This window comes from Pseudomonas ficuserectae (genome assembly GCF_024584585.1).
GTDB lineage: Bacteria > Pseudomonadota > Gammaproteobacteria > Pseudomonadales > Pseudomonadaceae > Aquipseudomonas > Aquipseudomonas amygdali.
On sequence record NZ_CP085684.1, the window covers coordinates 1244691 to 1269412 of the forward strand.

Here is a 24722-nt window from a genome sequence, read left to right on the forward strand (position 1 = left end):
AACCGACGGCTGAGGGCGGAGGCTGTATCGCAAGGAGTTTAGATGAGTCCTGATGACGCCTATGCGGTCGAGTTGAAAGGTGTGTCTTTCAAACGCGGTACGCGCAGCATTTTCAATAACGTTGATATTCGTATTCCGCGGGGCAAGGTCACCGGGATCATGGGGCCGTCCGGTTGTGGCAAGACTACCTTGCTGCGCTTGATGGGGGCTCAGTTGCGTCCAGGCGAAGGGCAGGTGTGGGTCAATGGTCAGAACCTGCCTGAGCTGTCGCGCAGTGATCTGTTCGATGCTCGCAAGCAGATGGGCGTGTTGTTTCAGAGCGGAGCACTGTTTACCGATCTGGACGTTTTCGAAAACGTCGCTTTTCCCTTGCGCGTGCACACTGAACTGCCGGAAGAAATGATCCGCGACATCGTGCTGCTCAAGCTTCAGGCTGTGGGCCTGCGCGGTGCGGTCGAACTGATGCCCGATGAACTGTCGGGTGGCATGAAGCGCCGTGTCGCGCTCGCCCGCGCTATCGCTCTCGATCCGCAGATTCTCATGTATGACGAGCCCTTCGTAGGGCAGGACCCGATTGCGATGGGCGTGCTGGTACGCCTGATCCGCTTGCTCAACGACGCATTGGGCATCACCAGTATCGTGGTGTCCCATGACCTCAGCGAGACAGCGAGCATTGCCGACTATCTCTATGTAGTGGGCGACGGCCAGGTGCTGGGGCAGGGCACGCCTGAGGAACTGATGTCCTCGGACAACCCACGCATTCGTCAATTCATGACCGGCGAGCCTGATGGCCCTGTACCGTTCCACTATCCGGCGCCGGATTTTCGCGAAGATCTATTGGGGAAGCGCTGATGCGCAATAAGTCACTGATGGACCGGGTACGCCTGTTGGGGCGTTCGGCCATTGATATTGTTACTGTTCTGGGTCGTTCCGGTCTGTTTCTGGTAAACGCCCTGCTTGGCCGCGGCGGTGCGGGCAGCAGTTTTCAACTGCTGGTAAGGCAGCTGTATTCGGTCGGTGTCATGTCGCTGGTCATCATCGTGGTGTCCGGCATGTTCATCGGCATGGTGCTGGCGCTGCAGGGCTTCAGCATTCTGACCAAGTACGGCTCCGAGCAGGCCGTTGGCCAGATGGTCGCACTGACCCTGCTGCGTGAGCTGGGGCCTGTGGTTACAGCCCTGCTGTTCGCCGGGCGTGCAGGTTCTGCGCTGACCGCCGAGATCGGCAACATGAAATCCACCGAGCAGCTGTCGAGCCTTGAGATGATCGGTGTCGATCCACTCAAGTACATCGTTGCGCCACGCCTGTGGGCAGGTTTCATCTCGATGCCGATTCTGGCGATGATTTTCAGTGTGGTCGGTGTCTGGGGCGCTTCCTGGGTAGCGATCGATTGGCTGGGCGTCTATGACGGTTCTTTCTGGTCGAACATGCAGAACAGCGTTTCTTTCACGAACGATGTGCTCAATGGGGTGATCAAAAGCGTCGTATTTGCCTTTGTAGTGACGTGGATTGCCGTTTTCCAGGGGTACGATTGCGATCCTACTTCCGATGGGATCAGCCGCGCGACGACCAGAACCGTCGTTTACGCCTCGTTGGCTGTGCTGGGACTGGACTTTATTTTGACCGCCTTGATGTTTGGAGATTTCTGATGCAAAACCGCGCCATCGAAACCGGAGTCGGTCTGTTCCTGCTGGCCGGGATACTGGCTCTGCTCCTGCTGGCCCTGCGAGTCAGTGGTCTGAGCACCAGTGCGAGCACTGACACCTATAAACTTTATGCCTACTTCGACAATATTGCCGGTTTGACTGTCAGAGCCAAGGTAAGCATGGCTGGCGTCACGATCGGCAATGTGACGGCGATCGATCTGGATCACGACACCTTCACCGGTCGCGTCACGCTGGAGATTCAAAAGAAGGTCGATAACCTGCCTTCCGATTCCACGGCGTCGATCCTGACTGCTGGCCTGCTGGGTGAGAAGTACATTGGTCTCAGCGTCGGTGGCGATGACAAGCTGCTCAAGGATGGGGGGACTATCCATGACACGCAGTCGTCGCTGGTGCTGGAAGACCTGATCGGAAAATTCCTGCTCAATACTGTTAGTAAAGACGCCAAGTGAGGAGCTTCAAATGATCTCTATTCTGCGCCGTGGCCTGCTGGTATTGCTGGCCGCTCTGCCAATGCTGGCGAATGCCGCGGCGACCCCGTCGGCTCATGACCTGGTGGAGCGCACCACCAAGGAACTGTTGAGTGACCTGGCGACCAATCGCGAGCAGTACAAAGCCAACCCAAGCGCGTTCTATGACGCACTGAACCGCATTGTCGGTCCTGTCGTGGATGCCGATGGCATTTCCAAAAGCATCATGACCGTGAAGTACTCCCGCAAGGCGAGCCCTGAACAGGTGAAGCGTTTCGAGGAAAACTTCAAGCGCAGCCTGATGCAGTTCTACGGCAATGCCTTGCTTGAATTCAACAACCAGGGCATCACCGTCGCACCTGCCAAGGACGAAGGCGATGACCGCACCAGCGTTGACATGCAGGTCAAGGGCAATAACGGCGCGATCTATCCGGTTTCCTACACGCTGGTCAAGCTGAACGGCGAGTGGAAAGTGCGTAACGTTGTCATCAACGGTATCAATATCGGCAAGCTGTTCCGTGATCAGTTCGCCGATGCCATGCAGCGCAACGGCAACAACCTGGATACCACAATCAACAACTGGGCTGGCGAAGTGGCCAAGACCAAGTCCACCGTAGACGCTGCGCAGAAGCCTGCACAATGACAGAGTCCGCCGTCCGCCTTGTCGGGCCTGGCGAGCTCAGGCTGATTGGTGTGCTGGATTACCGCACCGGGCCACAGCTGCGCAAGCAGGGTGCGGCGCTGATCAAGTCGGGTGATCTGGCCGATCTGACACTTGATTGCTCGGGCGTCGAGAAATCCAGCAGCGTAGGCCTCGCCTTGCTGCTGGCTTTCATGCGTGATGCACAGGAGGCAGGCAAGTCGATCACTGTCCGCTCGCTGCCTGAAGACATGCGTCAGATAGCCCGTGTATCAGGTCTGACCGAGCTACTGGACACCCACTGACAGGCGTCATCGAAAAAGCCCTTTATCCGGGACCTGCTTGTCGGGCTTCGCATAACATGGGCTTTTTTGTATGATGGCCGACCCGCGCGCGTACAGCGCCGATCGAGGTTAAGCATGCAGGCCGTAGAAGTTAAAAGCTTCCTTGAAGGAAAGCTGCCGGAAATCAAAGTGGAAGTCGAAGGCGAAGGCTGCAACTTCCAGCTGAATATTATCAGCGACGAGTTGGCCGGCCTGAGTCCGGTCAAGCGTCAGCAACAGATTTATACCCATCTGAACCCCTGGATTGCCGATGGCAGCATCCACGCGGTGACCATGAAATTTTTCAGCCGCGCTGCATGGGCCGAGCGTTCCTGAGCCAATTGGTGTCGAGACTCTAATGGATAAATTGATTATTACCGGCGGCGTTCGTCTTGATGGCGAAATTCGCATCTCCGGGGCAAAGAACTCTGCCTTGCCGATCCTTGCCGCCACATTGCTGGCTGACGGGCCGGTTACTGTTCAGAACCTGCCCCACCTGCACGACATCACCACCATGATCGAGCTGTTCGGACGCATGGGCATCGAGCCTGTGATCGATGAAAAGCTCAGCGTCGAGATCGACCCGCGCACCATCAAGACTCTGGTCGCCCCGTACGAACTAGTGAAAACCATGCGTGCGTCGATTCTGGTATTGGGCCCGATGGTCGCTCGCTTCGGCGAGGCCGAAGTGGCGCTGCCAGGCGGCTGCGCCATTGGTTCGCGTCCGGTTGATCTGCATATTCGTGGTCTTGAGGCCATGGGCGCGATCATCGATGTCGAGGGTGGCTACATCAAGGCCAAGGCACCCGAGGGTGGCTTGCGTGGTGCCAACTTCTTCTTCGATACCGTGAGCGTGACCGGTACTGAAAACATCATGATGGCCGCCAGCCTCGCCAACGGCCGCAGCGTTCTGCAGAACGCTGCTCGCGAGCCCGAGGTTGTCGATCTGGCCAACTTCCTGATCGCGATGGGCGCAAAAATTCACGGCGCAGGCACCGACACCATCACTATCGATGGCGTCAAGCGTCTGGGCCCGGCCACCTACAAGGTCATGCCTGACCGTATCGAGACCGGCACCTATCTGGTAGCCGCTGCCGTTACCGGTGGTCGCGTCAAGGTCAAGGACACTGATCCGACCATCCTTGAAGCGGTGCTGCTCAAGCTTCAGGAAGCCGGTGCCGAAGTCACGACCGGTGAAGACTGGATCGAGCTGAACATGCACGGCAAGCGTCCAAAGGCTGTCAACGTGCGTACCGCGCCGTATCCAGCGTTTCCGACCGACATGCAGGCGCAGTTCATCTCGCTCAATGCGATTGCCGAAGGTACGGGTGCGGTCATCGAGACCATCTTTGAAAACCGCTTCATGCACGTGTATGAAATGCACCGCATGGGCGCTCAGATCCAGGTTGAAGGCAACACTGCCATTGTCACCGGCACCGAAGTGCTCAAGGGCGCGCCAGTCATGGCGACCGACCTGCGTGCATCGGCCAGTCTGGTGATCTCTGCGCTGGTTGCCCAGGGCGACACGCTGATCGACCGCATCTACCACATCGACCGTGGTTACGAGTGCATCGAAGAGAAGCTGCAAATGCTGGGCGCCAAGATCCGCCGCGTTCCGGGCTAGTAGCGCGCGGCCCTGATGCCACTGGCATCGGGGCCGCCTGTTCTGTCGCGGGTGTGATTTCTGATTCGTTTCACTTCAGGCCGAACACGCTTGAGGGTTGTCATGCGCCGCTTGCGTCGTGACAAAAGTTTCCTGATAAGGACTTACGTTTCCCATGTTGACCATCGCACTGTCCAAGGGCCGCATTCTTGACGACACCCTGCCGCTTCTCGCTGAAGCGGGCATCGTGCCGACCGAGAATCCGGACAAGAGCCGCAAGCTCATCATCCCCACGACCCAGGCTGACGTGCGCCTGCTGATCGTGCGTGCCACCGATGTGCCGACCTATGTCGAGCATGGTGCCGCCGATCTGGGCGTCGCGGGCAAGGATGTGTTGATGGAATATACCGGCCAGGGCCTTTACGAGCCTCTGGACCTGCAGATTGCCAAGTGCAAGCTGATGACTGCCGGTGCCATCGGTGCGGTCGAGCCCAAGGGCCGTCTGCGCGTGGCGACCAAGTTCGTCAACGTTGCCAAGCGTTACTACGCCGAGCAGGGTCGTCAGGTCGATATCATCAAGCTGTACGGCTCCATGGAGCTGGCACCGCTGATTGGTCTGGCAGACAAGATCATCGACGTGGTCGACACCGGTAATACCTTGCGAGCCAATGGCCTTGAGCCTCAGGAACTGATCGCTACCATCAGCTCGCGTCTGGTAGTCAACAAGGCTTCCATGAAGATGCAGCACGCACGCATTCAGGCCCTCATCGACACCCTGCGCAAGGCAGTGGAGTCGCGACACCGTAGCTGATTCATTCACGCAACGTTGAGTTGCGTCCAGCTATCCGTGTCATAGCCAAATTTCTCAGGTGCCTGCGCGGATAGCTTGGTAGCTTTAGGCTCCTGAGCATCCGCCAATTATTGAGGCCCCCGCTATGACCACGCCCACTGCAATTCGCCGACTCGACGCTGCTGACCCGGATTTCGCACGACATCTGGATCACCTGCTGAGCTGGGAAAGCGTGTCTGACGACTCGGTCAACCAGCGCGTGCTCGACATCATCAAGGCGGTACGTGAGCGCGGCGACGCGGCGTTGGTCGAGTTCACCCAGAAGTTTGACGGGCTGCAGGTCGCGTCGATGGCCGACCTGATTCTGCCTCGCGAGCGCTTGGAACTGGCATTGACCCGCATCACGCCGGTCCAGCGCGAAGCGCTGGAAAAAGCCGCCGAGCGTGTGCGCAGCTACCACGAGAAACAGAAACAGGATTCCTGGAGCTATACCGAGGCCGATGGCACGGTGCTGGGCCAGAAGGTTACGCCGCTGGACCGCGCAGGCCTGTATGTGCCCGGTGGCAAAGCCTCGTACCCGTCTTCGGTATTGATGAATGCCATTCCGGCCAAAGTGGCGGGCGTGACCGAGGTGGTCATGGTCGTGCCGACACCGCGTGGTGAAATCAACGAACTGGTGCTGGCCGCTGCCTGTATTGCGGGTGTCGACCGGGTGTTCACCATCGGCGGTGCGCAAGCTGTGGCAGCGCTGGCCTACGGCACTGAAAGCGTGCCAAAGGTCGATAAGGTTGTCGGCCCCGGAAATATTTATGTGGCCACCGCCAAGCGCCACGTATTCGGTCAGGTCGGGATCGACATGATCGCCGGTCCGTCAGAGATTCTGGTGGTGTGTGACGGCCAGACCGATCCTGACTGGATCGCCATGGACCTGTTTTCCCAGGCCGAGCACGATGAAGATGCCCAAGCCATTCTGGTCAGCCCGGATGCCGATTTTCTCGACAAGGTTGCCGCCAGTATCACGCGTCTGCTGCCAACCATGGAGCGCGCGGCTATCGTCGAAACGTCGATCAACGGTCGCGGCGCATTGATAAAAGTGGCAGACATGGCGCAAGCCATCGAAGTTGCCAATCGCATCGCGCCTGAGCACCTCGAATTGTCCGTCGCCGATCCGGAAGCCTGGCTGCCGCAAATCCGCCATGCGGGTGCGATCTTCATGGGGCGCCACACCTCCGAAGCGCTGGGCGACTACTGCGCAGGTCCCAACCACGTACTGCCGACCTCCGGCACGGCGCGTTTTTCCTCGCCGCTGGGCGTGTACGATTTTCAGAAGCGCTCGTCTATCATCTACTGCTCGCCGCAGGGTGCGTCCGAGCTGGGCAAGACAGCGTCGGTACTGGCTCGTGGCGAATCCCTGAGCGGCCATGCCCGCAGTGCTGAATATCGAATTACTGATCCCGACTGGAAAGCAGGCAATACAGAGGACGGCAAATAATGAGCAAATTCTGGAGTCCTTTCGTCAGCGATCTGGTGCCTTATGTGCCGGGCGAGCAGCCGAAGCTGACCCGGCTGGTCAAGCTCAATACCAATGAAAACCCGTATGGCCCGTCGCCCAAGGCTGTCGAGGCCATGCGTGCCGCGCTGACCGACGACTTGCGTCTGTACCCGGACCCCAACAGCGACCTGCTCAAGCACGCTGTCGCCGATTACTACAAGGTGCAGCCCAATCAGGTGTTCCTGGGCAATGGCTCGGATGAAGTGCTGGCGCACATTTTCCACGCTTTGTTTCAGCACGATGCTCCGCTGCTGTTTCCGGACATCAGCTACAGCTTCTATCCGGTCTACTGCGGTCTGTACGGGATCGATTACGAAATGATCGCGCTGGATGATCAGTTCCAGATTCGTGCCGAAGACTACGCCAGACCCAATGCCGGGATCATCTTCCCCAACCCGAATGCGCCGACGGGTTGCCTGCTCGGTCTGGACAAGGTTGAGCAGATCATCAAGGCCAGCCCGGATTCGGTGGTGGTCGTCGATGAAGCGTATATCGACTTTGGTGGCGAGACAGCCATTACGCTGATCGACCGTTACCCGAACCTGCTGGTCACCCAGACCCTGTCCAAGTCGCGCTCGCTGGCCGGTCTGCGCGTTGGCCTGGCGGTAGGGCATCCTGACCTGATCGAAGCGCTGGAGAGGGTCAAGAACAGCTTCAACTCCTATCCGCTGGACCGTATGGCCAATGTGGGTGGTGCGGCAGCTTTCGAGGACCGCGAGCACTTCGAGTCGACCCGCAACAAGGTCATCGAAAGTCGCGAGGCGCTGGTCGAACAGTTGCAGGGCAAAGGCTTCGAAGTGCTGCCTTCGGCAGCGAACTTCATCTTCGCCCGCCACCCGCAACACGATGCTGCAGCCCTGGCTGCGAAACTGCGTGAGCAGGGCGTCATCGTCCGTCACTTCAAACAGCAGCGTATCGCCCAGTTCCTGCGCATCAGCATCGGCACGCCAGAGCAGCATCAGGCGTTGTTGGAAGGTCTGAGCGACATCTGAGACGCGGATCGGTCAGCCCGAAAACGGGCTGACCTTGCGCTGCCACAGGATCATCGATGCCGCAGAGCATCCGCATGGCCTGGAAACACCGCCGACCTATGTGAGTAATCCAAATGGCTCGAAAACATTCCGGGTCCGTGGGAGCGAGCTTGCTCGCGAAGAAGCCCGTGCAGCCGCTGAAACTCCATTGATCAGGTAATCCGCCTTCGCGAGCAAGCTCGCTCCCACAAGATCATCGCTGCCGCAGAGCATCCACATGGCTTGAAACACTTCGGACCTGTGTGGGTGTCTCGCATGGTTTGAAACACTCCGGACCTGTGGGAGCGAGCTTGCTCGCGAAAGGGCCTGCACAAGCGCCGAAAATGCATCGATTGAAACACTTTCTTCGCGAGCAAGCTCGCCCCCCACGCCCTTCGGGCAGAAGCCCGGACGCCTTTTATTCCCGGCGTCACAGATCTGTGCTGTACCGCACTTTCAGGTAATGGCGCATCACTCCGGCGCTGCGGCAGGTGTCGGTGCAGGTGGCGGGCGCAGGCCGACCTCGGCGCTCAAGCGCATTTCCTTGCCGTTGCGCATCACGTCGATGGCAATCTTGTCCTTGGGCTTGGTACGCGCCACTTGATTCATCGAGCGACGACCGTCGCCAGCGGGTTCGCCATTGATGCTCAGAATCACATCACCCAGTTGCAGCCCGGCTTTCTGCGCCGGCCCATCGCGGAAGATACCCGCCACAACGATTCCGGGCCGGTCCTTCAATCCGAACGACTCGGCCAGTTCCTGGGTCAGCGGTTGAACTTCGATGCCCAGCCAGCCACGAATGACCTGACCGTGCTCGATGATCGACTTCATGACATCCATTGCCAATTTGGTCGGAATAGCGAAGCCGATGCCCTGGGAGCCGCCGGACTTGGAAAAAATCACGGTATTGATGCCGATCAGATTGCCGCTGGCGTCTACCAGCGCACCGCCCGAGTTACCCGGGTTGATGGCCGCATCGGTCTGAATGAAGTCTTCGTAGGTATTGAGGCCCAGTTGATTGCGCCCGGTGGCACTGATGATCCCCATGGTCACAGTCTGGCCGACCCCGAACGGGTTGCCGATCGCCAGCGCAACGTCGCCGATGCGAATGCTGTCAGAGCGCGCGATGGTAATCGCGGGCAGGTTTTTCAAATCGATCTTGAGCACCGCCAGATCGGTTTCCGGGTCATTGCCGATGACTCTGGCAATGGTTTCACGACCGTCTTTCAGTGCTACCACGATCTGGTCCGCGCCAGTGGTGACGTGGTTGTTGGTCAGTATGTAGCCTTCAGGGCTCATCATCACGCCAGAGCCAAGGCTCGACTCCATGCGCTTCTGCTTGGGCGTGTTGTCGCCGAAGAAGCGCCGGAACTGCGGGTCTTCGAAAAGCGGGTTGTTGCCCTTGTTGACCATCTTGGTGGTGTAGAGGTTGACCACCGCGGGCGCTGCGGCAATGACCGCATCGGCATAGGACGACGGACCTTGCATGACGTTGGTGGTCTGCGGAGCCTGTTGCAGATTGACATCCAGGCTCGGCAGGCCGACCCACTGCGGATAGCGCTGAATAATCAGCATGGCGATAAGCACGCCAGCCAGCAATGGCCAGCCGAAAAAACGCAGTGCCTTGAACATTTAACAAGTCCTGATGGTTGCGGGCGCAGAAAGTTTTGCCACGGGTGCGCCATAATGGCGGGCATTATACGAGTACAACGCAGCTCTGAACTGCATATTTAGGAGTCTTTTATGGCTGTTGCCCTGAGCACCCTGGTCGAAGAAGCCGACCGCTATCTGAACAGTGCCCGGATTCAGGATTATTGCCCTAATGGCCTTCAGGTCGAGGGTCGGCCTCAAGTGATGCGCATCGTCAGCGGCGTGACGGCCAGCCAGGCATTGCTGGACGCTGCCGTAGAGGCTCAGGCTGATCTGATTCTGGTCCATCACGGTTATTTCTGGAAAGGCGAAAACCCCTGTGTTGTCGGCATGAAGCAGCGTCGGCTGAAAACTCTGCTCAAGCACGACATCAGCCTGCTTGCCTACCACCTGCCGCTGGACGTGCACCCTGAAGTGGGCAATAACGTGCAGCTGGCACGTCAGTTGGACATCACTGTCGAAGGCCCGCTGGACCCCGAAAATTCGCGAGTGGTCGGCTTGATCGGTTCGTTGTCCGAACCCATGACGCCGCGGGATTTTGCCCGTCGCGTGCAGGATGCGCTGGGGCGTGAGCCATTGCTCATCGAAGGCAGTCAGATGATTCGCCGTGTCGGCTGGTGCACGGGCGGTGGTCAGAACTACATTGATCAGGCAGTGCTGGAAGGCGTTGATCTTTTCCTGAGTGGCGAAGCGTCGGAGCAGACATTCCACAGCGCACGGGAGAACGACATCAGCTTCATCGCGGCCGGTCATCACGCCACCGAGCGATATGGCGTTCAGGCCCTGGGTGATTACCTGGCCCGACGCTTTGCGCTCGAGCATATCTTCATCGACTGCCCGAACCCGATTTGAACGATCAAACAGCAGGGCATATGCATAGATCGTTTCGATCTAGCTGCATCGCTGATTAGCGATATCACGCATGTTAAAGTGCTCGGCTCGAATACGGCCCGCAGGCCGCCCCGGGGTTTCCCGGTCCATAACGAACGCAATCCGTGAGTAGCCATGGTTGACAAACTGACGCATCTGAAACAGCTGGAGGCGGAAAGCATCCACATTATCCGCGAGGTCGCCGCCGAGTTCGATAACCCGGTGATGCTGTACTCGATCGGCAAGGATTCGGCCGTGATGCTGCACCTGGCGCGCAAGGCATTCTTCCCCGGTAAATTGCCGTTTCCGGTCATGCACGTCGATACTCGCTGGAAATTCCAGGAGATGTATCGTTTTCGCGACAAGATGGTCGAGGAAATGGGCCTGGACCTGATCACTCACATCAACCCCGATGGTGTGGCGCAGGGCATCAACCCCTTCACCCACGGCAGCGCCAAACATACCGACATCATGAAGACCGAGGGCCTGAAGCAGGCGCTCGACAAGCATGGTTTCGATGCCGCTTTCGGCGGTGCCCGGCGCGACGAAGAAAAGTCCCGGGCCAAGGAACGCGTCTATTCGTTCCGCGACAGCAAACATCGGTGGGACCCAAAAAACCAGCGCCCCGAGCTGTGGAATGTCTATAACGGCAACGTCAACAAAGGCGAGTCTATCCGGGTGTTCCCGCTCTCCAACTGGACCGAGCTGGACATCTGGCAGTACATCTACCTTGAAGGCATCCCTATCGTGCCGCTGTACTTCGCCGCCGAGCGCGACGTGATCGAGAAGAACGGTACGCTGATCATGATCGACGACGAGCGCATCCTCGAGCATCTCACCGATGAAGAGAAGACGCGCATCGTCAAGAAAAAGGTCCGTTTCCGCACGCTGGGCTGCTACCCGCTGACCGGTGCTGTCGAGTCCGAAGCGACCAGCCTGACCGACATCATTCAGGAAATGCTGCTGACACGAACTTCCGAACGCCAGGGCCGGGTCATTGACCATGACGGTGCCGGCTCGATGGAAGAAAAGAAACGTCAGGGTTATTTCTAAGGGGTGTCACATGTCGCATCAATCTGATTTGATCAGCGAGGACATCCTCGCCTATCTGGGCCAGCACGAACGCAAGGAAATGCTGCGCTTTCTTACCTGTGGCAACGTCGATGACGGCAAGAGCACGCTGATCGGGCGTCTGCTGCATGACTCGAAGATGATCTATGAAGATCACCTTGAAGCCATCACCCGGGACTCGAAGAAGTCCGGCACCACCGGCGATGACGTCGATCTGGCGTTGCTGGTGGATGGTCTGCAGGCCGAGCGGGAGCAGGGCATCACTATCGATGTTGCCTATCGCTATTTCTCCACGGCCAAGCGCAAGTTCATCATTGCCGATACACCGGGCCATGAGCAGTACACCCGTAACATGGCCACCGGCGCTTCGACCTGTGACCTGGCGATCATTCTGGTGGACGCGCGCTATGGCGTGCAGACCCAGACCCGTCGTCACAGCTATATCGCCTCTCTGCTGGGTATCAAGCACATCGTCGTCGCCATCAACAAGATGGACCTCAACGGCTTCGATGAGGGCGTGTTCGAGTCGATCAAGGCCGATTACCTGAAGTTCGCCGAGGGTATCGCGTTCAAGCCGACCACCATGGCGTTTGTTCCAATGTCGGCGCTCAAGGGCGACAACGTGGTGAACAAGAGCGAGCGTTCGCCCTGGTACACCGGCCAGTCGCTGATGGAAATTCTCGAGACCGTCGAAATCGCCAGCGACCGCAACTATGCGGACCTGCGATTCCCGGTGCAGTACGTCAACCGTCCAAACCTGAACTTCCGCGGTTTCGCCGGTACGCTGGCCAGCGGTATCGTGCACAAGGGCGACGAGATCGTCGTGCTGCCGTCGGGCAAGAGCAGCCGTGTGAAGTCCATCGTCACTTTTGAAGGCGAACTGGAGCAGGCCGGTCCGGGGCAGGCCGTGACGCTGACCATGGAAGACGAGATCGACATTTCCCGCGGTGATCTGCTGGTGCATGCCGACAACGTCCCACAGGTCAGCGATGCGTTCGACGCGATGCTGGTGTGGATGGCCGAAGAGCCCATGCTGCCGGGCAAGAAGTACGACATCAAGCGCGCTACCAGCTATGTGCCGGGCTCTATTGCCAGCATTACTCATCGGGTCGATGTGAACACGCTGCAGGAAGGCCCTGCCAGCTCGTTGCAGTTGAACGAGATCGGACGCGTCAAAGTCAGCCTCGATGCGCCCATCGCGCTGGACGGCTATGACAGAAACCCCACCACTGGCTCGTTCATCGTCATCGATCGTCTGACCAATGGTACTGTGGCAGCGGGCATGATCATTGCCAAGCCGGTTTCAGGCGGTGGCTCGCAGCATCATGGCGAGCTGGCCCACGTCTCGACTGAAGAGCGTGCGCAGCGTTTCGGCCAGCAGCCGGCTACCGTATTGTTCAGCGGCCTGTCCGGCGCAGGCAAAAGTACGTTGGCGTATGCGGTCGAGCGTAAGTTGTTCGACATGGGCCGTGCGGTCTATGTGCTGGACGGTCAGAACCTGCGTCATGACCTGAACAAGGGCTTGCCACAGGACCGTGCCGGGCGTACCGAGAACTGGAGCCGTGCTGCTCATGTGGCGCGTCAGTTCAACGAAGCGGGCCTGCTGACCCTGGCTGCCTTTGTGGCGCCGGATGCCGAGGGCCGTGAGCGCGCCAAGGCGCTGATCGGCAAGGATCGTCTGCTGACCGTCTATGTTCAGGCGTCGCCAGCAGTCTGCCGCGAGCGTGACCCGCAAGGCCTGTATGCCGCTGATGGCGACAACATTCCTGGCGAGTCCTTTCCGTATGACGTGCCGCTGAATGCCGATCTGGTGATCGATACGCAGACACTCAACCTGGAAGAAAGCGTTAAACAGGTGCTGGATCTGCTGCGCAGCCGCAGCGTGATCTGATACGCATGCAGGTGTGAAAGCCCAATGGTTTTCAACGCCTGCATTGGCCTCTTCGCGAGCAAGCTCGCTCCCACAATGGTGCGCACGCACGATCTTGTGGGAGTGACCGGTGTGGCAATCCGCATTGCTCGCGAAGGGGTAGGGCACAAAAAAGCCCGCTGGAGATTTTCTCGCCAGCGGGCTTTTGTGTGGCTGTGAATCCTTACCTTTTCAGGCCGTAATGCTCATCCAGCATTCCAGGCGTGTTGGGCGACTTGGGGGCGTAGTCCTTGGGTGTTTCGGTGTCGCGCGGAGGGGTCAGGCGGTCGCGATGATCGCGGTGCGCATGATTGGCCTCAGGGTGCAGGGCGGCCAGCAAGCGTTGGCGGGTCAGCTCGTCGAGAGCCAGACGATTGGCGCCCTCGGCAAGGTGTTCCTGAACATCCTGATAGCTCTGCGAAAGCTTCTGTACCAGATTGGCCGTGCTGTTGAAGTGCGTGACTACCTCGTTCTGATAGGTGTCGAAGCGCTCCTGAATGTTGTCCAGCTGGCGCTGGGTGCTGTTCGGAACGGTGTTGGGCAGCAGGCGTGCTACCAGAAAACCAATGACGACACCGGCCACCAGGGCGAGCGTCGGCAACAACCAGACTAAGAGCGAGTGTTCCACGAGTCCTTCCTCTATAAACGGCTTTGCTTTACGTTAACGGCTGGAACCTGCGCTGTATACCCGCGACGTATCGTTGATATGCAAGCCGCAGACAATCAGCTAGACGAGTCGACCCATTTCGAGGTCACGGAGTTCTGTTTTGCTCATGCGTGAAACCCCATTATTTATCGATGGCCCAGAAGGCCAGCTCGAAGCGCTGTATCAGGATATACCCGACGCCCGAGGCGTTGCACTGATCTGCCATCCTAACCCGATACAGGGCGGAACGATGCTCAATAAAGTCGTCTCGACGTTGCAGCGTACCGCAAGGGATCAAGGTCTGATCACCTTACGCTTCAATTATCGCGGTGTCGGTGCCAGTGCCGGTACGTCGGTCGCAGGGCCAGGCGAGATCGATGATGCCCAGGCTGCCGCCAAGTGGCTGCGTGCGCAACATCCTGATCTGCCCATGACCCTGTTCGGTTTTTCTTTCGGTGGCTACGTTGCCGCCAACCTGGGTGGTCGCCTTGAAGGGCAGGGTGAAAAACTGACGCATTTGTTTCTGATTGCTGCAGCGTCCTCGCGGCTCAAGGATCAAAGCGTCTTGCCGCAAGGCTGTCCGCTGACGATCATTCAGCCAGAAGACGATGAAGTGATCGATCCTGAAACGGTCTATGCGTGGTCGGCCGCGCTGCAACGCCCCCATGAGCTGCTGAAAGTGGCAGAATGCGGACACTTTTTTCACGGCAAGCTGACCGATCTGAAAGATCTGCTTCTGCCGCGACTTTCCAACTGATTGCAGCCCGTATTGCATCCTTTAGATAAGCGACCTGCCATGACCACTCGTATCCTGACCGGTATCACGACCACCGGCACTCCCCATCTGGGTAACTACGCGGGCGCGATTCGCCCGGCCATTGTCGCCAGCCGTCAGAGCGATTTCGACTCGTTCTACTTTCTGGCCGACTACCACGCGTTGATCAAATGCGATGACCCGCTGCGCATTCAGCGCTCGCGTCTGGAAATCGCTGCGACCTGGCTGGCAGCTGGCCTTGATGTTGATCGTGTGACCTTCTATCGCCAGTCGGACATTCCAGAGATCCCGGAACTGACCTGGCTGCTCACCTGCGTGGCGGCCAAGGGCCTGCTTAATCGCGCGCACGCCTACAAGGCATCAGTGGACAAGAACGTCGAAGGTGGCGAGGACCCGGATGCTGGCATCACCATGGGACTGTACAGCTATCCGGTACTGATGGCCGCTGACATTCTGATGTTCAATGCGCATCAGGTTCCGGTGGGGCGCGATCAGATCCAGCACGTTGAAATGGCCCGCGACATCGGCCAGCGGTTCAACCACCTGTTTGGCAATGGCAAGGAATTCTTTGTCATGCCCGAGGCCTTGATCGAAGAGAGCGTCGCCACGCTACCCGGTCTGGACGGGCGCAAGATGTCGAAAAGCTACGACAACACCATTCCGTTGTTCAGCAGCGCCAAGGAGATGAAAAGCGCCATATCGCGCATCGTCACCGACTCGCGCGCGCCGGGTGAAGCGAAGGATCCGGACACCTCGCACCTGTTCACCCTGTATCAAGCGTTTTCGACGGCAGAGCAGTGCGCTGAATTCCGTTCCGATCTATTGCAGGGGCTGGGCTGGGGCGAAGCGAAGAATCGTCTGTTCACCTTGCTGGATGCGCAATTGAGCGAGCCCCGTGAAAAATATCTGAGGCTGATCGAGCGTCCTGCCGATCTCGAAGATATCCTGCTGGCCGGCGCGCAGAAGGCACGCCGGGTTGCCACGCCGTTTCTGGAGGAGCTGCGTGAGGCGGTGGGCCTGCGCTCGTTCCGCGCCACGGTGCAAAACGCCGATACCGGCAAGAAAAAGGCCACCAAGGGCGCGCGTTTCGTCAGTTTCCGTGAAGACGACGGCAGCTTCCGTTTCCGCTTGCTGGCCGCCGATGGCGAGCAGCTGCTGTTGTCGCGCAATTTTGCCGACGGCAAGGCGGCCGGTATCGCCAGCAAGCAGTTGCAGCAGGGCGGTGAGCTGGATCTGCGCAGTGAAGCCAATGGCTTCACGCTGTGGCTGGACGGTGAGTGTGTGGCTGATAGCCCGGTGTTCGGCGATGCCATTGCGCGCGACAACGCGATTCAAACCCTTAAGCTGGCACTTGCTCCTCAACAGGACTGATTGCCAATCCCCGGGGTCGTCGCTACAGTGACGACCCGTTTTTGTTGCCTTGCTAACGAATTATGACGCCCCTAGAACGATATCAATCTGATCTGAAACGCCCGGACTTCTTTCACGATGCCGCGCAGGAAAACGCTGTGCGCCATTTGCAGCGCCTGTATGACGATCTGGTTGCCGCTCACGACAGCAAGCCCGGCCTGTTCGGCAAGCTGTTTGGCAAGAAAGAGCCGACCCTGGTCAAGGGTTTGTACTTCTGGGGGGGCGTAGGCCGTGGCAAGACCTACCTGGTCGACACGTTCTTTGACGCGCTGCCGTTTCAGGACAAGGTCCGTACGCACTTCCACCGCTTCATGAAGCGCGTGCACGAAGAGATGAAGACCCTCAAGGGCGAGCGAAATCCGCTGACGATCATCGCCAAGCGTTTTTCCGACGAGGCACGGGTTATCTGTTTCGACGAGTTCTTTGTTTCCGACATCACCGATGCCATGATTCTGGGCACGCTGATGGAAGAACTGTTCAAAAATGGCGTAACGCTGGTGGCAACCTCCAACATCGTTCCGGACGGTTTGTACAAGGACGGCCTGCAACGCGCGCGTTTCCTGCCTGCAATTGCGCTGATCAAACAGAACACCGACATCGTCAACGTCGACAGCGGCGTCGATTACCGTCTGCGTCACCTGGAACAGGCTGAGCTGTTTCACTTCCCGCTTAACGAAGTTGCGCAGGAAAGCCTGCGCAAAAGCTTCAAGGCCCTGACCCCGGATTGCGCCGAAACCATCGAAAACGATGTGTTGATGATCGAAAACCGCGAGATCCGTGCCCTGCGTACCTGTGATGATGTGGCCTGGTTCGACTTCCGCGAGCTGTGCGACGGGCCACGCAGCCAGAACGACTACATCGAGCTGGGCAAGATATTTCATGCTGTGCTGATCAGTGGCGTCGAGCAGATGGACGTTTCTACCGACGACATCGCCCGACGTTTTATCAACATGGTCGACGAGTTCTACGATCGCAACGTCAAGCTGATCATTTCAGCCGAGGTTGAGTTGAAGGATCTGTACACCGGTGGCCGGTTGATGTTCGAGTTTCAACGCACCCTGAGCCGTCTGCTGGAAATGCAATCCCACGAATTCCTCTCGCGGGCGCACAAGCCCTAGCAGCGACTGCAAGCGGCAAGTTTCAAGCTGCACGCTTGAAGCTCGCCCATGCTGCAGCTCACAGCTTTTCCTTCTGGCTCTCGAACTGCTGCCGGTACTGGTTGGGTGACAGCTCGGTGTGTTGGCGAAACAGCCGGGCGAAGAAGCTGGCGTCGTCATAGCCCACCTCGTAGCTGATGGTCTTGATGCTTTTGCGAGACCCTGACAGCAATCCCTTTGCCGTTTCGATCCGCAGCCGTTGCAGGTAATGCAGCGGCTTGTCACCGGTTGCGGTCTGAAAGCGACGCATGAAATTGCGAATGCTCATACCGTGCTCTCGGGCCACATCTTCAAAGCGGAACTTGTCGGCAAAGTGCTCTTCCAGCCAGTGCTGAATCTGCAGAATCACCACGTCCTGATGCAGTTTCTGCCCGCCAAAGCCTATGCGGCCCGGTGAGTAGGTGCGGCGTACCTCGTAAAGAATATCGCGGGCCACGGCCTGCGCGACGTTGGCACCGCAGAACCGCTCGATCAGGTAGATGTAGAGGTCGCACGCTGACGTCGTGCCCCCTGCGCAGTACACGTTATCGGCGTCAGTCAGGTGCTTTTCCTGGTTGAGCAGCACCTTGGGGTAGCGTTCGGCAAATGCACTGAAGAAGCGCCAGTAGGTAGTCGCTTCCTTGCCGTCGAGCAATCCTGCCTCGGCAAGCCAGTAGACCCCGGTGGCTTCGGCGCAGAGTACGGCACCGTTGGCGTGTTGCTCACGCAGCCAGGGCAGGATCTGCGGGTAGCGTTCGCACAGGGCTTCAAAATCATCCCAAAAGGCCGGGATAACGATGATGTCGCTTTGGCACAGCGCGCCGTCGACTGGCAATGTGACGTCGCTGAAGCTGCTGACGGAGAGTCCGTCCGGGCTGACGAGGCGGGTTTCGAAAGCGGGTACCAGGCCCTGGCCCAGTTGTTTGCTGTAGCGCAGGCTGGCTAAGTGGAAGAAGTCTTTGGCCTGCATGACCGTCGAGGCAAACATCTTGTCGGTGGTCAGAATGCTTACGCGGCGCAGCAGAGTGGCGTGTTGGATCGGCATAATCGTTATTCTTATATGGGTAAATGGTCAAGCAACGGCTGGATCGTCTTATTTTTTGTCGGGTGTGTCCAGCCTCCTCATGCCAGGATCTCTGCGAGAGGTGCGCATGATGGCTTTGTGCTAAGCGGGTAAATATCCGCCAATCCACGCCTCGCAGGCAATAAACAGAATGTGAACAAAAAATCCGGTTGAGGTTATTTTTACAGTCTGTATAATCCGCCAGCTCTTTGCAGTGGAAGTGATGCGCCGTCTGCCGAAGAATCTTGCCGTATAACGGACGCGCTGACCCGAGCCCCCGATAGCGTCTGTTTCCGGCTGCCTTTGACTTGTCAAAGTACGCACTATTCAGTAAGATCCGCCGTCTAATTTTCAGGGCGGCCCCTGAGGCTATAAAGAATGAAAACTTTTACTGCTAAACCGGAAACAGTTAAGCGCGACTGGTTCGTCGTCGACGCTGCTGGTCAGACCCTGGGTCGTCTGGCCACCGAAATCGCGAGCCGTCTGCGTGGCAAGCACAAACCGGAATACACTCCGCACGTTGATACCGGCGACTACATCGTCGTGATCAATGCCGAGCAGATCCGCGTTACTGGTGCCAAAACCACCGACAAGATCTACTACTCACACTCCGGTTTTCCGGGCGGGATCAAGTCGATCAACTTCGAAAAGCTGATCGCCAAAGCTCCTGAGCGCGTGATCGAGACCGCGGTCAAAGGCATGCTGCCTAAGAACCCGCTGGGTCGCGACATGTATCGTAAGCTGAAAGTCTATGCGGGCGCTGTACACCCTCATACTGCTCAGCAGCCCCAAGAACTGAAGTTTTAACGGAATAGTTCATTATGTCGGCGACTCAAAATTACGGCACTGGCCGTCGCAAGACCGCAACCGCTCGCGTTTTCCTGCGTCCGGGTACTGGTAACATCTCGATCAACAACCGCTCCCTGGACAATTTCTTCGGTCGCGAAACTGCCCGCATGGTAGTTCGTCAGCCGCTGGAACTGACCGAGACAGTTGAAAAGTTCGACATCTACGTCACCGTTATCGGTGGCGGTTTAAGTGGTCAGGCTGGCGCAATCCGCCACGGTATCACTCGCGCTCTGATGCAATACGACGAGACTCTGCGTGGCGCTCTGCGTAAAGCAGGCTTCGTGACTCGCGATGCTCGTGAAGTTGAACGTAAGAAAGTCGGTCTGCGTAAAGCGCGTAAGCGTCCGCAGTACTCGAAGCGTTAATTCGTTCTTCGTTCAAAGAAAGAACGTCCATCCCCTCGCGGGGCTGGGCGTTTTTTTATGGGTGTGATTTTTTGCGGTCGAGGTGTTTTCAAGCTGGGCGTGTCACGTCGATATTGCGAGATTTATAAGCCTGTCGGCGAAGATTACAGAATTTACATCGCGTAAATGAGCTATCTTGTGGCCCGCGACGAACACCTGTCCTGTTGCGTTCATTATCGGATGCGCCCTTAAGGCGTATTCGTTCGTCTGTCCGATAAATTTTAACAAGCGAGGAGGATCGCCATGGGCGTGACCAACCGGTTGGCCTGCTACTCCGACCCCGCCGACCACTATTCTCATCGTGTGCGTATTGTGCTCGCCGAGAAGGGTGTCAGCGCCGAAATCATTGAGGTTGTGGCAGGTCGTCATCCGCCGCAGCTGATTGAAGTAAATCCGTATGGCAGCTTGCCGACTCTTGTTGATCGTGACCTGGCGTTGTACGAGTCGACGGTGGTGATGGAATACCTGGATGAGCGCTATCCGCATCCGCCCTTGCTGCCTGTCTATCCCGTGGCTCGCGCCAACAGCCGTCTGTTGATCCATCGCATCCAGCGAGACTGGTGTGGCCTTGTGGACCTGATCCTTGATACGCGCAGCAAAGAGCCTGCTCGTGTTCAGGCGCGCAAGGAGCTTCGTGAAAGTCTGACCGGGGTTTCACCGTTGTTCGCGGAAAAAGCTTTTTTCATGAGCGACGAGCTAAGTCTTGTTGACTGCTGTCTACTCCCCATACTCTGGCGTTTGCCAATTTTGGGTATTGAATTGCCGCGGCCTGCCAAGCCGTTGCTTGATTACATGGAGCGCCAATTTGCGCGTGAGGCTTTTCAGGCGAGTCTGTCTGCTGCCGAACGTGAAATGCGCTAAGGCTTAAGGAGCCGTTAATGAACTCCAGTCGCCCTTATCTTGTTCGCGCTCTCTATGAGTGGATCGTCGATAACGATTGCACCCCGCACGTGCTGGTCAATGCGGATTACCCCTCGGTGCAGGTCCCGCAAGGGTTTGCCAATGACGGGCAGATTGTCCTGAATGTTTCGCCAAGTGCGGTGCGTCATCTGCATATGGATAACGAAGCCGTCAGCTTCGAAGGCCGCTTCGGCGGTGTGCCACACACGCTTTATGTGCCTGTAGCTGCCATCCTGGGCATTTATGCCCGTGAGAACGGCCAGGGTATGGTTTTCGATCTGGAGCCTTCCATGGACGATGGTGAGGAAATCGAGATCGAAGATGATACTCCGCCCGACAGCGAGCCACCGCGCCCAAGCGGTCGGCCGAGTCTGAAGGTCGTGAAGTAAAAAATGCGCAATAAAAAAGGCGATCTCCGGATCGCCTTTTTTTCGCCTGCCAGTTACCCGTCAGTCGATGTACTCAAACAGTTTGACGATCTTCTGCACGCCGGAAACGCCCTGTACCAGGTTGGTGGCGCGATTGGCTTCATCCTGAGTCACCAGGCCCAGCAGGAACACAATACCGTTCTCGGTCACCACCTTGATGCGCGAGCCGGGGATGGATGCGTCGGCAATCATCTGGCTTTTGATCTTGGTGGTCAGCCAGGCATCGTTGTTACGCGCCAGCAGCGAAGAGGGCGCCATGACCTGCAACTCGTTGTTGACCTTCTTGACGCGCTGGACCGAGCTGGCGGCCTGTTCGGCAATTGCCTTGAGGTCGGCGCGGGGTGTCTGGCCAGCCAGCAGCACGATGCCGTTGAAGCTGGTCACAACGATGTGCGAGCCTTCTGCGAGATCAGGATTGGCTTTGGAAATGTTGACGGCTGCCTTGGTCTCGATCAGCGAGTCATCGATCTTGCTGCCGAAGGTGCGGGTGCCGCGATCATCTTCGATCGGCTTGTCGCGAGTGGCCGTGATCACCGAGCTGCATCCGGTGACACTCAGGCACAGTGTCAGAACCAATAGGCTGAGACGATTAGGGGTCATTCTTCACTCCCGAACAGTTGGCTGTCGATCAAATCGCAAAGGCAATGGATTGCCAGCAGATGGACTTCTTGTATGCGTGCCGTGACATTGGCAGGTACGCGGATCTCCACGTCCTCGGGCAATAGCAGGGAAGCCATGCCGCCACCGTCGCGTCCCGTCAATGCTACGACAATCATTTCGCGATCATGTGCGGCCTGGATGGCCTGAATAATATTTGCCGAGTTACCGCTGGTGGAAATAGCCAGCAGCACATCACCTGGCTGGCCCAGTGCGCGGATCTGCTTGGAAAAGATTTCGTTGTAGCTGTAATCGTTGGCGATCGAGGTGATCGTCGAGCTGTCGGTTGTCAGGGCGATGGCTGGCAGGCTCGGCCGCTCGCGCTCGAAACGGTTGAGCAGTTCCGAGGAAAAGTGCTGTGCATCGCCAGCCGACCCGCCGTTGCCACACGCGAGCATCTTGCCCTCGTTGAGCAGGGCATTGACCATGACCTGACTGGCTTGCTCGATATAGGGTGCAAGGACTTCCATCGACTGTTGCTTGGTTTCGATGCTGGCCTGGAACAGCCGGCGAATTCGGGATTGCATGTCCATCAATGTGACCTTAATTAGAGCGTACGGCGGCGGGACGGATGCGCCGGGTTCTCCCGGGAGCTATCCGGCACACAAGGTGTGCAGCCGGCAAAACAAATAGCGAAATCGGTGAGCGTAGAAGCTATTGCAGGTCATTAACACGGCAGGGCTGCTGTGCCCGTGTGCAAGGTCAGCTGTCAAAAGCACTCTTGATCCAGTTCAGCGGTGCAGCGTTGCCAGGCTGGCCTTCAATGGCGATCACGTCGAAACGGCAGGGGTGACTGGCCCAGTCTGTTGCTTGCTGCAGAAAAAGCTGTGCGGCAGTGACAAGTTTTGCCTGCTTGCGAAAATCAACGCTTTCCGTGGCTCCACCCCAGCCTGAATGGCGCCGGTAGCGAACTTCGACGAATACTACTGTATCGCCGTCAAGCATGACTAGATCAAGCTCGCCGCGTTTGCATAACCAGTTTTGTTCAATCAGGTGCAGCCCCTGTTGTTGCAAAAACTGCAGGGCGAAGGCTTCAGCCTCGCGCCCTGCTTGTTGGCGGCTGCTGCGTGGCATCAAGGCGCTGTGTCCGGCAGGCGTTGGATCTTGCCGTCGACGAACTCCGCCCATGGCAGCTGGCGCTCGACGCGACGGCCAGGGTTGATGCTCAGGCTGCCCGACAGGCCATCGATGCGGCTGTCAGGCATTGCCTTGAGTTGCGCAAGGCGTGGGGCCAGGTGGTAGGCGTCGATGCCCATTGCGTACAGGCGGCCAAGGCTGCCAGCAGCTTGTGGCCATTGCGCGGTGACTTGCTGGCGCAGTGGGTCTTCAGCGTTCAACAGCCATGGCGTCTCGCAGAAGCGCACACCGTTGAGGTCCATGTACTGCGCATGATCGTTGCTGTTGGTGAACAGGTGCGAGGTGGCGTAGACCGGAACATCGCCTGCGTACTGGAAAACCATGGTTGGCTTGATCTGCTGCGCTTGTTGCGGCGTCGCGGCGAGGAACATGAAGTCAATGTCCTGGCGACGGCTTGGCTGCGCGGCTACCTGAGTACCGGCAGTGCTCTGCAGGCGCTGGGCGCGGCCTTCACTGTTGCGCAACTGGAACAGATCGGCGACCTGTTGTGCCAGCTCTACGGGCTGGTCAACGTGCTCGGCTGCGATCAGCGTACCGCCCTTGGCCTGCCAGCTCTTGCGGAAGGCATCCAGTACGCGGTCGCCCCATTCGCCTTTCGGCACCATTGCTACAGCGCTGCGCTTGCCATCGGCCCAGGCGCGACGTGCAACTTCGCGGGCTTCGTCTTCGGCAGCCAGACCAAACTGATACAGCTGAGCGGGGCCTTCGTTGCTGGTGTCGCTGTAGTTCAGCGCCAGGGTAGTGATCGGAAGCTGCTGGCGGCTGTTCAACTGTTTGACGAGGTTCTTCTCCAGCGGACCTACGACCAGCTGTACGCCAGCGGCCTGGGCCTGACGGTAGAACTCATCCATCGAGGTAACGCGCGAGCTGTCGAACACCTGGATGGCGGGTGGATTCTGTCCTGCTTGTTGTGCCTGGAAGTGCGCGGCCATGAAGCCTTCGCGCAACGCTTTGGCAACTGCGGCCAGTTGACCATCCTGCGGCAGCAGCAGAGCGATTTTGGTAATCGGCTCGCTGGTCAGGGCGCGCAGTTGGGCGAGGGCGGTAGGCAGTTGCAGCGCTGCCGGGTGTTTCGGGTTCTGGGCTTTCCAGTTGTCGATGGCCGCCTGTTGCTGCTCAAGTGTGCCTGCGCCTTTGATCGAGCGGGCCAGATTCAGCCAGCCGCCCATATCGCCGCTGGCGGTACTTTGCAGCTGCTCGGCCGGCAGAGCGGAGACCAGCGTCCAGATTGCATCATTGTTGGCGCTGGTCTCTGCGCCTTGCAGCAGAGGGCCGGCGAATACTCGCTCATTGACGGCCGCCAGGGCCTGGCCATCGGCCTCCAGGGCGCGCGCCTTGACCATGTGGGTGCGAACCTGCTGCTCGACCGACAGTTCGCCCAGGCGTTGCATGCTTGGGTGGTTCAGTGCGGTCAGTGCTGCCTTGGGCTGATTGCGGCCCATCGCCAGCTCTGCGGACAATGTGCTGGCGAAAACCTGCAGTCCGGGTTTGAGTTGATCGATTTGCACCTGTCCGAGGATCTGCGCAGCGCGTCCTGCGTCATTCTGGCGGGCGGCCAGGTCGGCTGCACTCAAGCGCAGCGTTGCAGCCTGCTCGGGTGTTTTGGCTGTGGCGGCCTGATCAAGCAACTGCTCGATGCTGGCGTCAGGGGTTCGAGGCAGCTCGCCAAGGCTGGACGAGGGCGAGCTGGCACAGGCTGCGAGAAGGGCAGCGAGGCAGAGGGCAGAGAGCAGCCGCAGACAAGCGATCATTGGTATGTTCCTGA

27 protein-coding genes are annotated in these 24722 nt (G+C 58.3%); 20 read left to right on the forward strand and 7 right to left on the reverse strand.

The features are described 5' to 3' along the window. Positions 1-42: 42 nt before the first annotated feature. The 10 genes from LJU29_RS05595 to hisC all read left to right on the forward strand — a co-directional run bounded on the left by LJU29_RS05595 (position 43) and on the right by hisC (position 8034). Positions 43-852 (forward strand): ATP-binding cassette domain-containing protein, encoded by an 810-nt coding sequence (locus LJU29_RS05595; protein ID WP_005754063.1) that lies wholly within the window; start codon positions 43-45, stop codon positions 850-852. Next, complete coding sequence (gene mlaE, locus LJU29_RS05600) at positions 852-1649, forward strand: lipid asymmetry maintenance ABC transporter permease subunit MlaE (protein WP_257111757.1); 798 nt, start codon at positions 852-854, stop codon at positions 1647-1649. Before LJU29_RS05595 ends, mlaE begins: the two co-directional genes overlap by 1 nt. Then, positions 1649-2116 carry an outer membrane lipid asymmetry maintenance protein MlaD gene (gene mlaD, locus LJU29_RS05605; RefSeq protein WP_257111758.1) on the forward strand — a complete coding sequence of 156 codons (468 nt, stop codon included), beginning with the start codon at positions 1649-1651 and terminating at the stop codon, positions 2114-2116. The genes mlaE and mlaD overlap by 1 nt, the downstream gene beginning before the upstream one ends. A gap of 10 nt (positions 2117-2126) precedes the next feature. Continuing rightward, positions 2127-2777: an MlaC/ttg2D family ABC transporter substrate-binding protein gene (locus tag LJU29_RS05610; protein WP_005744994.1), complete on the forward strand. Its 651-nt coding sequence runs from the start codon at positions 2127-2129 to the stop codon at positions 2775-2777. After that, positions 2774-3079: an STAS domain-containing protein gene (locus tag LJU29_RS05615; RefSeq protein WP_005744995.1), complete on the forward strand. Its 306-nt coding sequence runs from the start codon at positions 2774-2776 to the stop codon at positions 3077-3079. Before LJU29_RS05610 ends, LJU29_RS05615 begins: the two co-directional genes overlap by 4 nt. Before the next feature lie 114 nt (positions 3080-3193). Next, a complete protein-coding gene (locus LJU29_RS05620; protein WP_002555079.1) occupies positions 3194-3433 on the forward strand; it encodes a BolA family protein in 240 nt (79 codons plus the stop codon). A gap of 22 nt (positions 3434-3455) precedes the next feature. After that, positions 3456-4721, forward strand: coding sequence for a UDP-N-acetylglucosamine 1-carboxyvinyltransferase (gene murA, locus LJU29_RS05625; protein WP_002555078.1), 1266 nt, complete (start codon positions 3456-3458; stop codon positions 4719-4721). A 154-nt stretch (positions 4722-4875) separates the two neighbouring features. Then, positions 4876-5511 (forward strand): ATP phosphoribosyltransferase, encoded by a 636-nt coding sequence (gene hisG / locus LJU29_RS05630; protein ID WP_002555077.1) that lies wholly within the window; start codon positions 4876-4878, stop codon positions 5509-5511. A 124-nt stretch (positions 5512-5635) separates the two neighbouring features. Next, positions 5636-6982 carry a histidinol dehydrogenase gene (gene hisD, locus LJU29_RS05635; RefSeq protein ID WP_005754052.1) on the forward strand — a complete coding sequence of 449 codons (1347 nt, stop codon included), beginning with the start codon at positions 5636-5638 and terminating at the stop codon, positions 6980-6982. Further along, positions 6982-8034, forward strand: coding sequence for a histidinol-phosphate transaminase (gene hisC / locus LJU29_RS05640; protein WP_054996580.1), 1053 nt, complete (start codon positions 6982-6984; stop codon positions 8032-8034). The genes hisD and hisC overlap by 1 nt, the downstream gene beginning before the upstream one ends. A gap of 489 nt (positions 8035-8523) precedes the next feature. Here the strand turns inward: hisC and algW are convergent, their stop codons facing one another. After that, positions 8524-9684 carry a Do family serine endopeptidase AlgW gene (gene algW, locus LJU29_RS05645; protein ID WP_257111759.1) on the reverse strand — a complete coding sequence of 387 codons (1161 nt, stop codon included), beginning with the start codon at positions 9682-9684 and terminating at the stop codon, positions 8524-8526. A gap of 111 nt (positions 9685-9795) precedes the next feature. Between algW and LJU29_RS05650 the strand changes: the two genes are divergently transcribed. The 3 genes from LJU29_RS05650 (at position 9796) to cysN (ending at position 13534) form a co-directional block, all read left to right on the forward strand. Next, entirely contained in the window at positions 9796-10554 is a 759-nt protein-coding gene (locus LJU29_RS05650; protein WP_002555072.1) for a Nif3-like dinuclear metal center hexameric protein, read from the forward strand. Between the two features lie 153 nt (positions 10555-10707). Continuing rightward, complete coding sequence (gene cysD, locus LJU29_RS05655) at positions 10708-11625, forward strand: sulfate adenylyltransferase subunit CysD (RefSeq protein ID WP_257111760.1); 918 nt, start codon at positions 10708-10710, stop codon at positions 11623-11625. Positions 11626-11635: 10 nt separating this feature from the next. Beyond that, positions 11636-13534, forward strand: a complete 1899-nt coding sequence (cysN, locus tag LJU29_RS05660) for a sulfate adenylyltransferase subunit CysN (protein ID WP_002555070.1) — start codon at positions 11636-11638, stop codon at positions 13532-13534. 202 nt (positions 13535-13736) lie between these two features. On the opposite strand, the gene LJU29_RS05665 is transcribed toward cysN, so the two are convergent. Beyond that, positions 13737-14180: a Z-ring associated ZapG family protein gene (locus LJU29_RS05665; protein WP_004656562.1), complete on the reverse strand. Its 444-nt coding sequence runs from the start codon at positions 14178-14180 to the stop codon at positions 13737-13739. A 145-nt stretch (positions 14181-14325) separates the two neighbouring features. Here LJU29_RS05665 and LJU29_RS05670 point away from each other — a divergent pair, with 145 nt between their 5' ends. From LJU29_RS05670 to zapE, 3 genes are all read left to right on the forward strand, one after another. After that, positions 14326-14955, forward strand: a complete 630-nt coding sequence (locus LJU29_RS05670; RefSeq protein ID WP_054994829.1) for an alpha/beta hydrolase — start codon at positions 14326-14328, stop codon at positions 14953-14955. Between the two features lie 39 nt (positions 14956-14994). After that, a complete protein-coding gene (locus LJU29_RS05675; protein WP_122322704.1) occupies positions 14995-16344 on the forward strand; it encodes a tryptophan--tRNA ligase in 1350 nt (449 codons plus the stop codon). A gap of 62 nt (positions 16345-16406) precedes the next feature. Further along, the gene (gene zapE / locus LJU29_RS05680; protein ID WP_002555066.1) at positions 16407-17501 is read left to right on the forward strand and encodes a cell division protein ZapE; all 1095 of its coding nucleotides are present in this window, start codon (positions 16407-16409) and stop codon (positions 17499-17501) included. A gap of 58 nt (positions 17502-17559) precedes the next feature. Here the strand turns inward: zapE and LJU29_RS05685 are convergent, their stop codons facing one another. Then, the gene (locus LJU29_RS05685) at positions 17560-18507 is read right to left on the reverse strand and encodes a GlxA family transcriptional regulator (RefSeq protein ID WP_257112686.1); all 948 of its coding nucleotides are present in this window, start codon (positions 18505-18507) and stop codon (positions 17560-17562) included. A 453-nt stretch (positions 18508-18960) separates the two neighbouring features. Between LJU29_RS05685 and rplM the strand changes: the two genes are divergently transcribed. The 4 genes from rplM to LJU29_RS05705 all read left to right on the forward strand — a co-directional run bounded on the left by rplM (position 18961) and on the right by LJU29_RS05705 (position 21124). Further along, entirely contained in the window at positions 18961-19389 is a 429-nt protein-coding gene (gene rplM / locus LJU29_RS05690; RefSeq protein ID WP_002555065.1) for a 50S ribosomal protein L13, read from the forward strand. A gap of 14 nt (positions 19390-19403) precedes the next feature. Beyond that, on the forward strand, positions 19404-19796 hold the full coding sequence (gene rpsI, locus LJU29_RS05695; RefSeq protein ID WP_257111761.1) for a 30S ribosomal protein S9: 393 nt from the start codon (positions 19404-19406) through the stop codon (positions 19794-19796). 282 nt (positions 19797-20078) lie between these two features. Then, positions 20079-20696: a glutathione S-transferase N-terminal domain-containing protein gene (locus LJU29_RS05700; RefSeq protein ID WP_004656548.1), complete on the forward strand. Its 618-nt coding sequence runs from the start codon at positions 20079-20081 to the stop codon at positions 20694-20696. A 17-nt stretch (positions 20697-20713) separates the two neighbouring features. Then, on the forward strand, positions 20714-21124 hold the full coding sequence (locus LJU29_RS05705; protein WP_005733421.1) for a ClpXP protease specificity-enhancing factor: 411 nt from the start codon (positions 20714-20716) through the stop codon (positions 21122-21124). A gap of 60 nt (positions 21125-21184) precedes the next feature. Here LJU29_RS05705 and LJU29_RS05710 read toward each other — a convergent pair whose 3' ends face one another. From LJU29_RS05710 to LJU29_RS05725, 4 genes are all read right to left on the reverse strand, one after another. After that, the gene (locus tag LJU29_RS05710; protein ID WP_002555060.1) at positions 21185-21763 is read right to left on the reverse strand and encodes a BON domain-containing protein; all 579 of its coding nucleotides are present in this window, start codon (positions 21761-21763) and stop codon (positions 21185-21187) included. Continuing rightward, on the reverse strand, positions 21760-22353 hold the full coding sequence (locus tag LJU29_RS05715; RefSeq protein WP_002555059.1) for a phosphoheptose isomerase: 594 nt from the start codon (positions 22351-22353) through the stop codon (positions 21760-21762). The genes LJU29_RS05710 and LJU29_RS05715 overlap by 4 nt, the downstream gene beginning before the upstream one ends. Positions 22354-22522: 169 nt before the next feature. Continuing rightward, a complete protein-coding gene (locus LJU29_RS05720) occupies positions 22523-22894 on the reverse strand; it encodes a YraN family protein (RefSeq protein WP_005745001.1) in 372 nt (123 codons plus the stop codon). After that, positions 22894-24708 carry a penicillin-binding protein activator gene (locus LJU29_RS05725; protein ID WP_005754018.1) on the reverse strand — a complete coding sequence of 605 codons (1815 nt, stop codon included), beginning with the start codon at positions 24706-24708 and terminating at the stop codon, positions 22894-22896. The genes LJU29_RS05720 and LJU29_RS05725 overlap by 1 nt, the downstream gene beginning before the upstream one ends. Positions 24709-24722 lie beyond the last annotated feature (14 nt).

Bases quoted from the DNA above. Each gene is read 5' to 3' on its own strand.
- algW (WP_257111759.1), bottom strand. From the start codon at position 9,684: ATGTTCAAGGCACTGCGTTTTTTCGGCTGGCCATTGCTGGCTGGCGTG.
- LJU29_RS05710 (WP_002555060.1), bottom strand. From the start codon at position 21,763: ATGACCCCTAATCGTCTCAGCCTATTGGTTCTGACACTGTGCCTGAGT.
- LJU29_RS05620 (WP_002555079.1), top strand. From the start codon at position 3,194: ATGCAGGCCGTAGAAGTTAAAAGCTTCCTTGAAGGAAAGCTGCCGGAA.
- zapE (WP_002555066.1), top strand. From the start codon at position 16,407: ATGACGCCCCTAGAACGATATCAATCTGATCTGAAACGCCCGGACTTC.
- LJU29_RS05705 (WP_005733421.1), top strand. From the start codon at position 20,714: ATGAACTCCAGTCGCCCTTATCTTGTTCGCGCTCTCTATGAGTGGATC.
- hisC (WP_054996580.1), top strand. From the start codon at position 6,982: ATGAGCAAATTCTGGAGTCCTTTCGTCAGCGATCTGGTGCCTTATGTG.
- LJU29_RS05715 (WP_002555059.1), bottom strand. From the start codon at position 22,353: ATGGACATGCAATCCCGAATTCGCCGGCTGTTCCAGGCCAGCATCGAA.
- hisD (WP_005754052.1), top strand. From the start codon at position 5,636: ATGACCACGCCCACTGCAATTCGCCGACTCGACGCTGCTGACCCGGAT.
- LJU29_RS05675 (WP_122322704.1), top strand. From the start codon at position 14,995: ATGACCACTCGTATCCTGACCGGTATCACGACCACCGGCACTCCCCAT.
- LJU29_RS05610 (WP_005744994.1), top strand. From the start codon at position 2,127: ATGATCTCTATTCTGCGCCGTGGCCTGCTGGTATTGCTGGCCGCTCTG.
- LJU29_RS05700 (WP_004656548.1), top strand. From the start codon at position 20,079: ATGGGCGTGACCAACCGGTTGGCCTGCTACTCCGACCCCGCCGACCAC.
- rpsI (WP_257111761.1), top strand. From the start codon at position 19,404: ATGTCGGCGACTCAAAATTACGGCACTGGCCGTCGCAAGACCGCAACC.
- mlaE (WP_257111757.1), top strand. From the start codon at position 852: ATGCGCAATAAGTCACTGATGGACCGGGTACGCCTGTTGGGGCGTTCG.
- cysN (WP_002555070.1), top strand. From the start codon at position 11,636: ATGTCGCATCAATCTGATTTGATCAGCGAGGACATCCTCGCCTATCTG.
- LJU29_RS05720 (WP_005745001.1), bottom strand. From the start codon at position 22,894: ATGCCACGCAGCAGCCGCCAACAAGCAGGGCGCGAGGCTGAAGCCTTC.
- cysD (WP_257111760.1), top strand. From the start codon at position 10,708: ATGGTTGACAAACTGACGCATCTGAAACAGCTGGAGGCGGAAAGCATC.
- LJU29_RS05650 (WP_002555072.1), top strand. From the start codon at position 9,796: ATGGCTGTTGCCCTGAGCACCCTGGTCGAAGAAGCCGACCGCTATCTG.
- LJU29_RS05670 (WP_054994829.1), top strand. From the start codon at position 14,326: ATGCGTGAAACCCCATTATTTATCGATGGCCCAGAAGGCCAGCTCGAA.
- LJU29_RS05595 (WP_005754063.1), top strand. From the start codon at position 43: ATGAGTCCTGATGACGCCTATGCGGTCGAGTTGAAAGGTGTGTCTTTC.
- LJU29_RS05615 (WP_005744995.1), top strand. From the start codon at position 2,774: ATGACAGAGTCCGCCGTCCGCCTTGTCGGGCCTGGCGAGCTCAGGCTG.
- LJU29_RS05725 (WP_005754018.1), bottom strand. From the start codon at position 24,708: ATGATCGCTTGTCTGCGGCTGCTCTCTGCCCTCTGCCTCGCTGCCCTT.
- hisG (WP_002555077.1), top strand. From the start codon at position 4,876: ATGTTGACCATCGCACTGTCCAAGGGCCGCATTCTTGACGACACCCTG.
- murA (WP_002555078.1), top strand. From the start codon at position 3,456: ATGGATAAATTGATTATTACCGGCGGCGTTCGTCTTGATGGCGAAATT.
- rplM (WP_002555065.1), top strand. From the start codon at position 18,961: ATGAAAACTTTTACTGCTAAACCGGAAACAGTTAAGCGCGACTGGTTC.
- mlaD (WP_257111758.1), top strand. From the start codon at position 1,649: ATGCAAAACCGCGCCATCGAAACCGGAGTCGGTCTGTTCCTGCTGGCC.
- LJU29_RS05685 (WP_257112686.1), bottom strand. From the start codon at position 18,507: ATGTTTGCCTCGACGGTCATGCAGGCCAAAGACTTCTTCCACTTAGCC.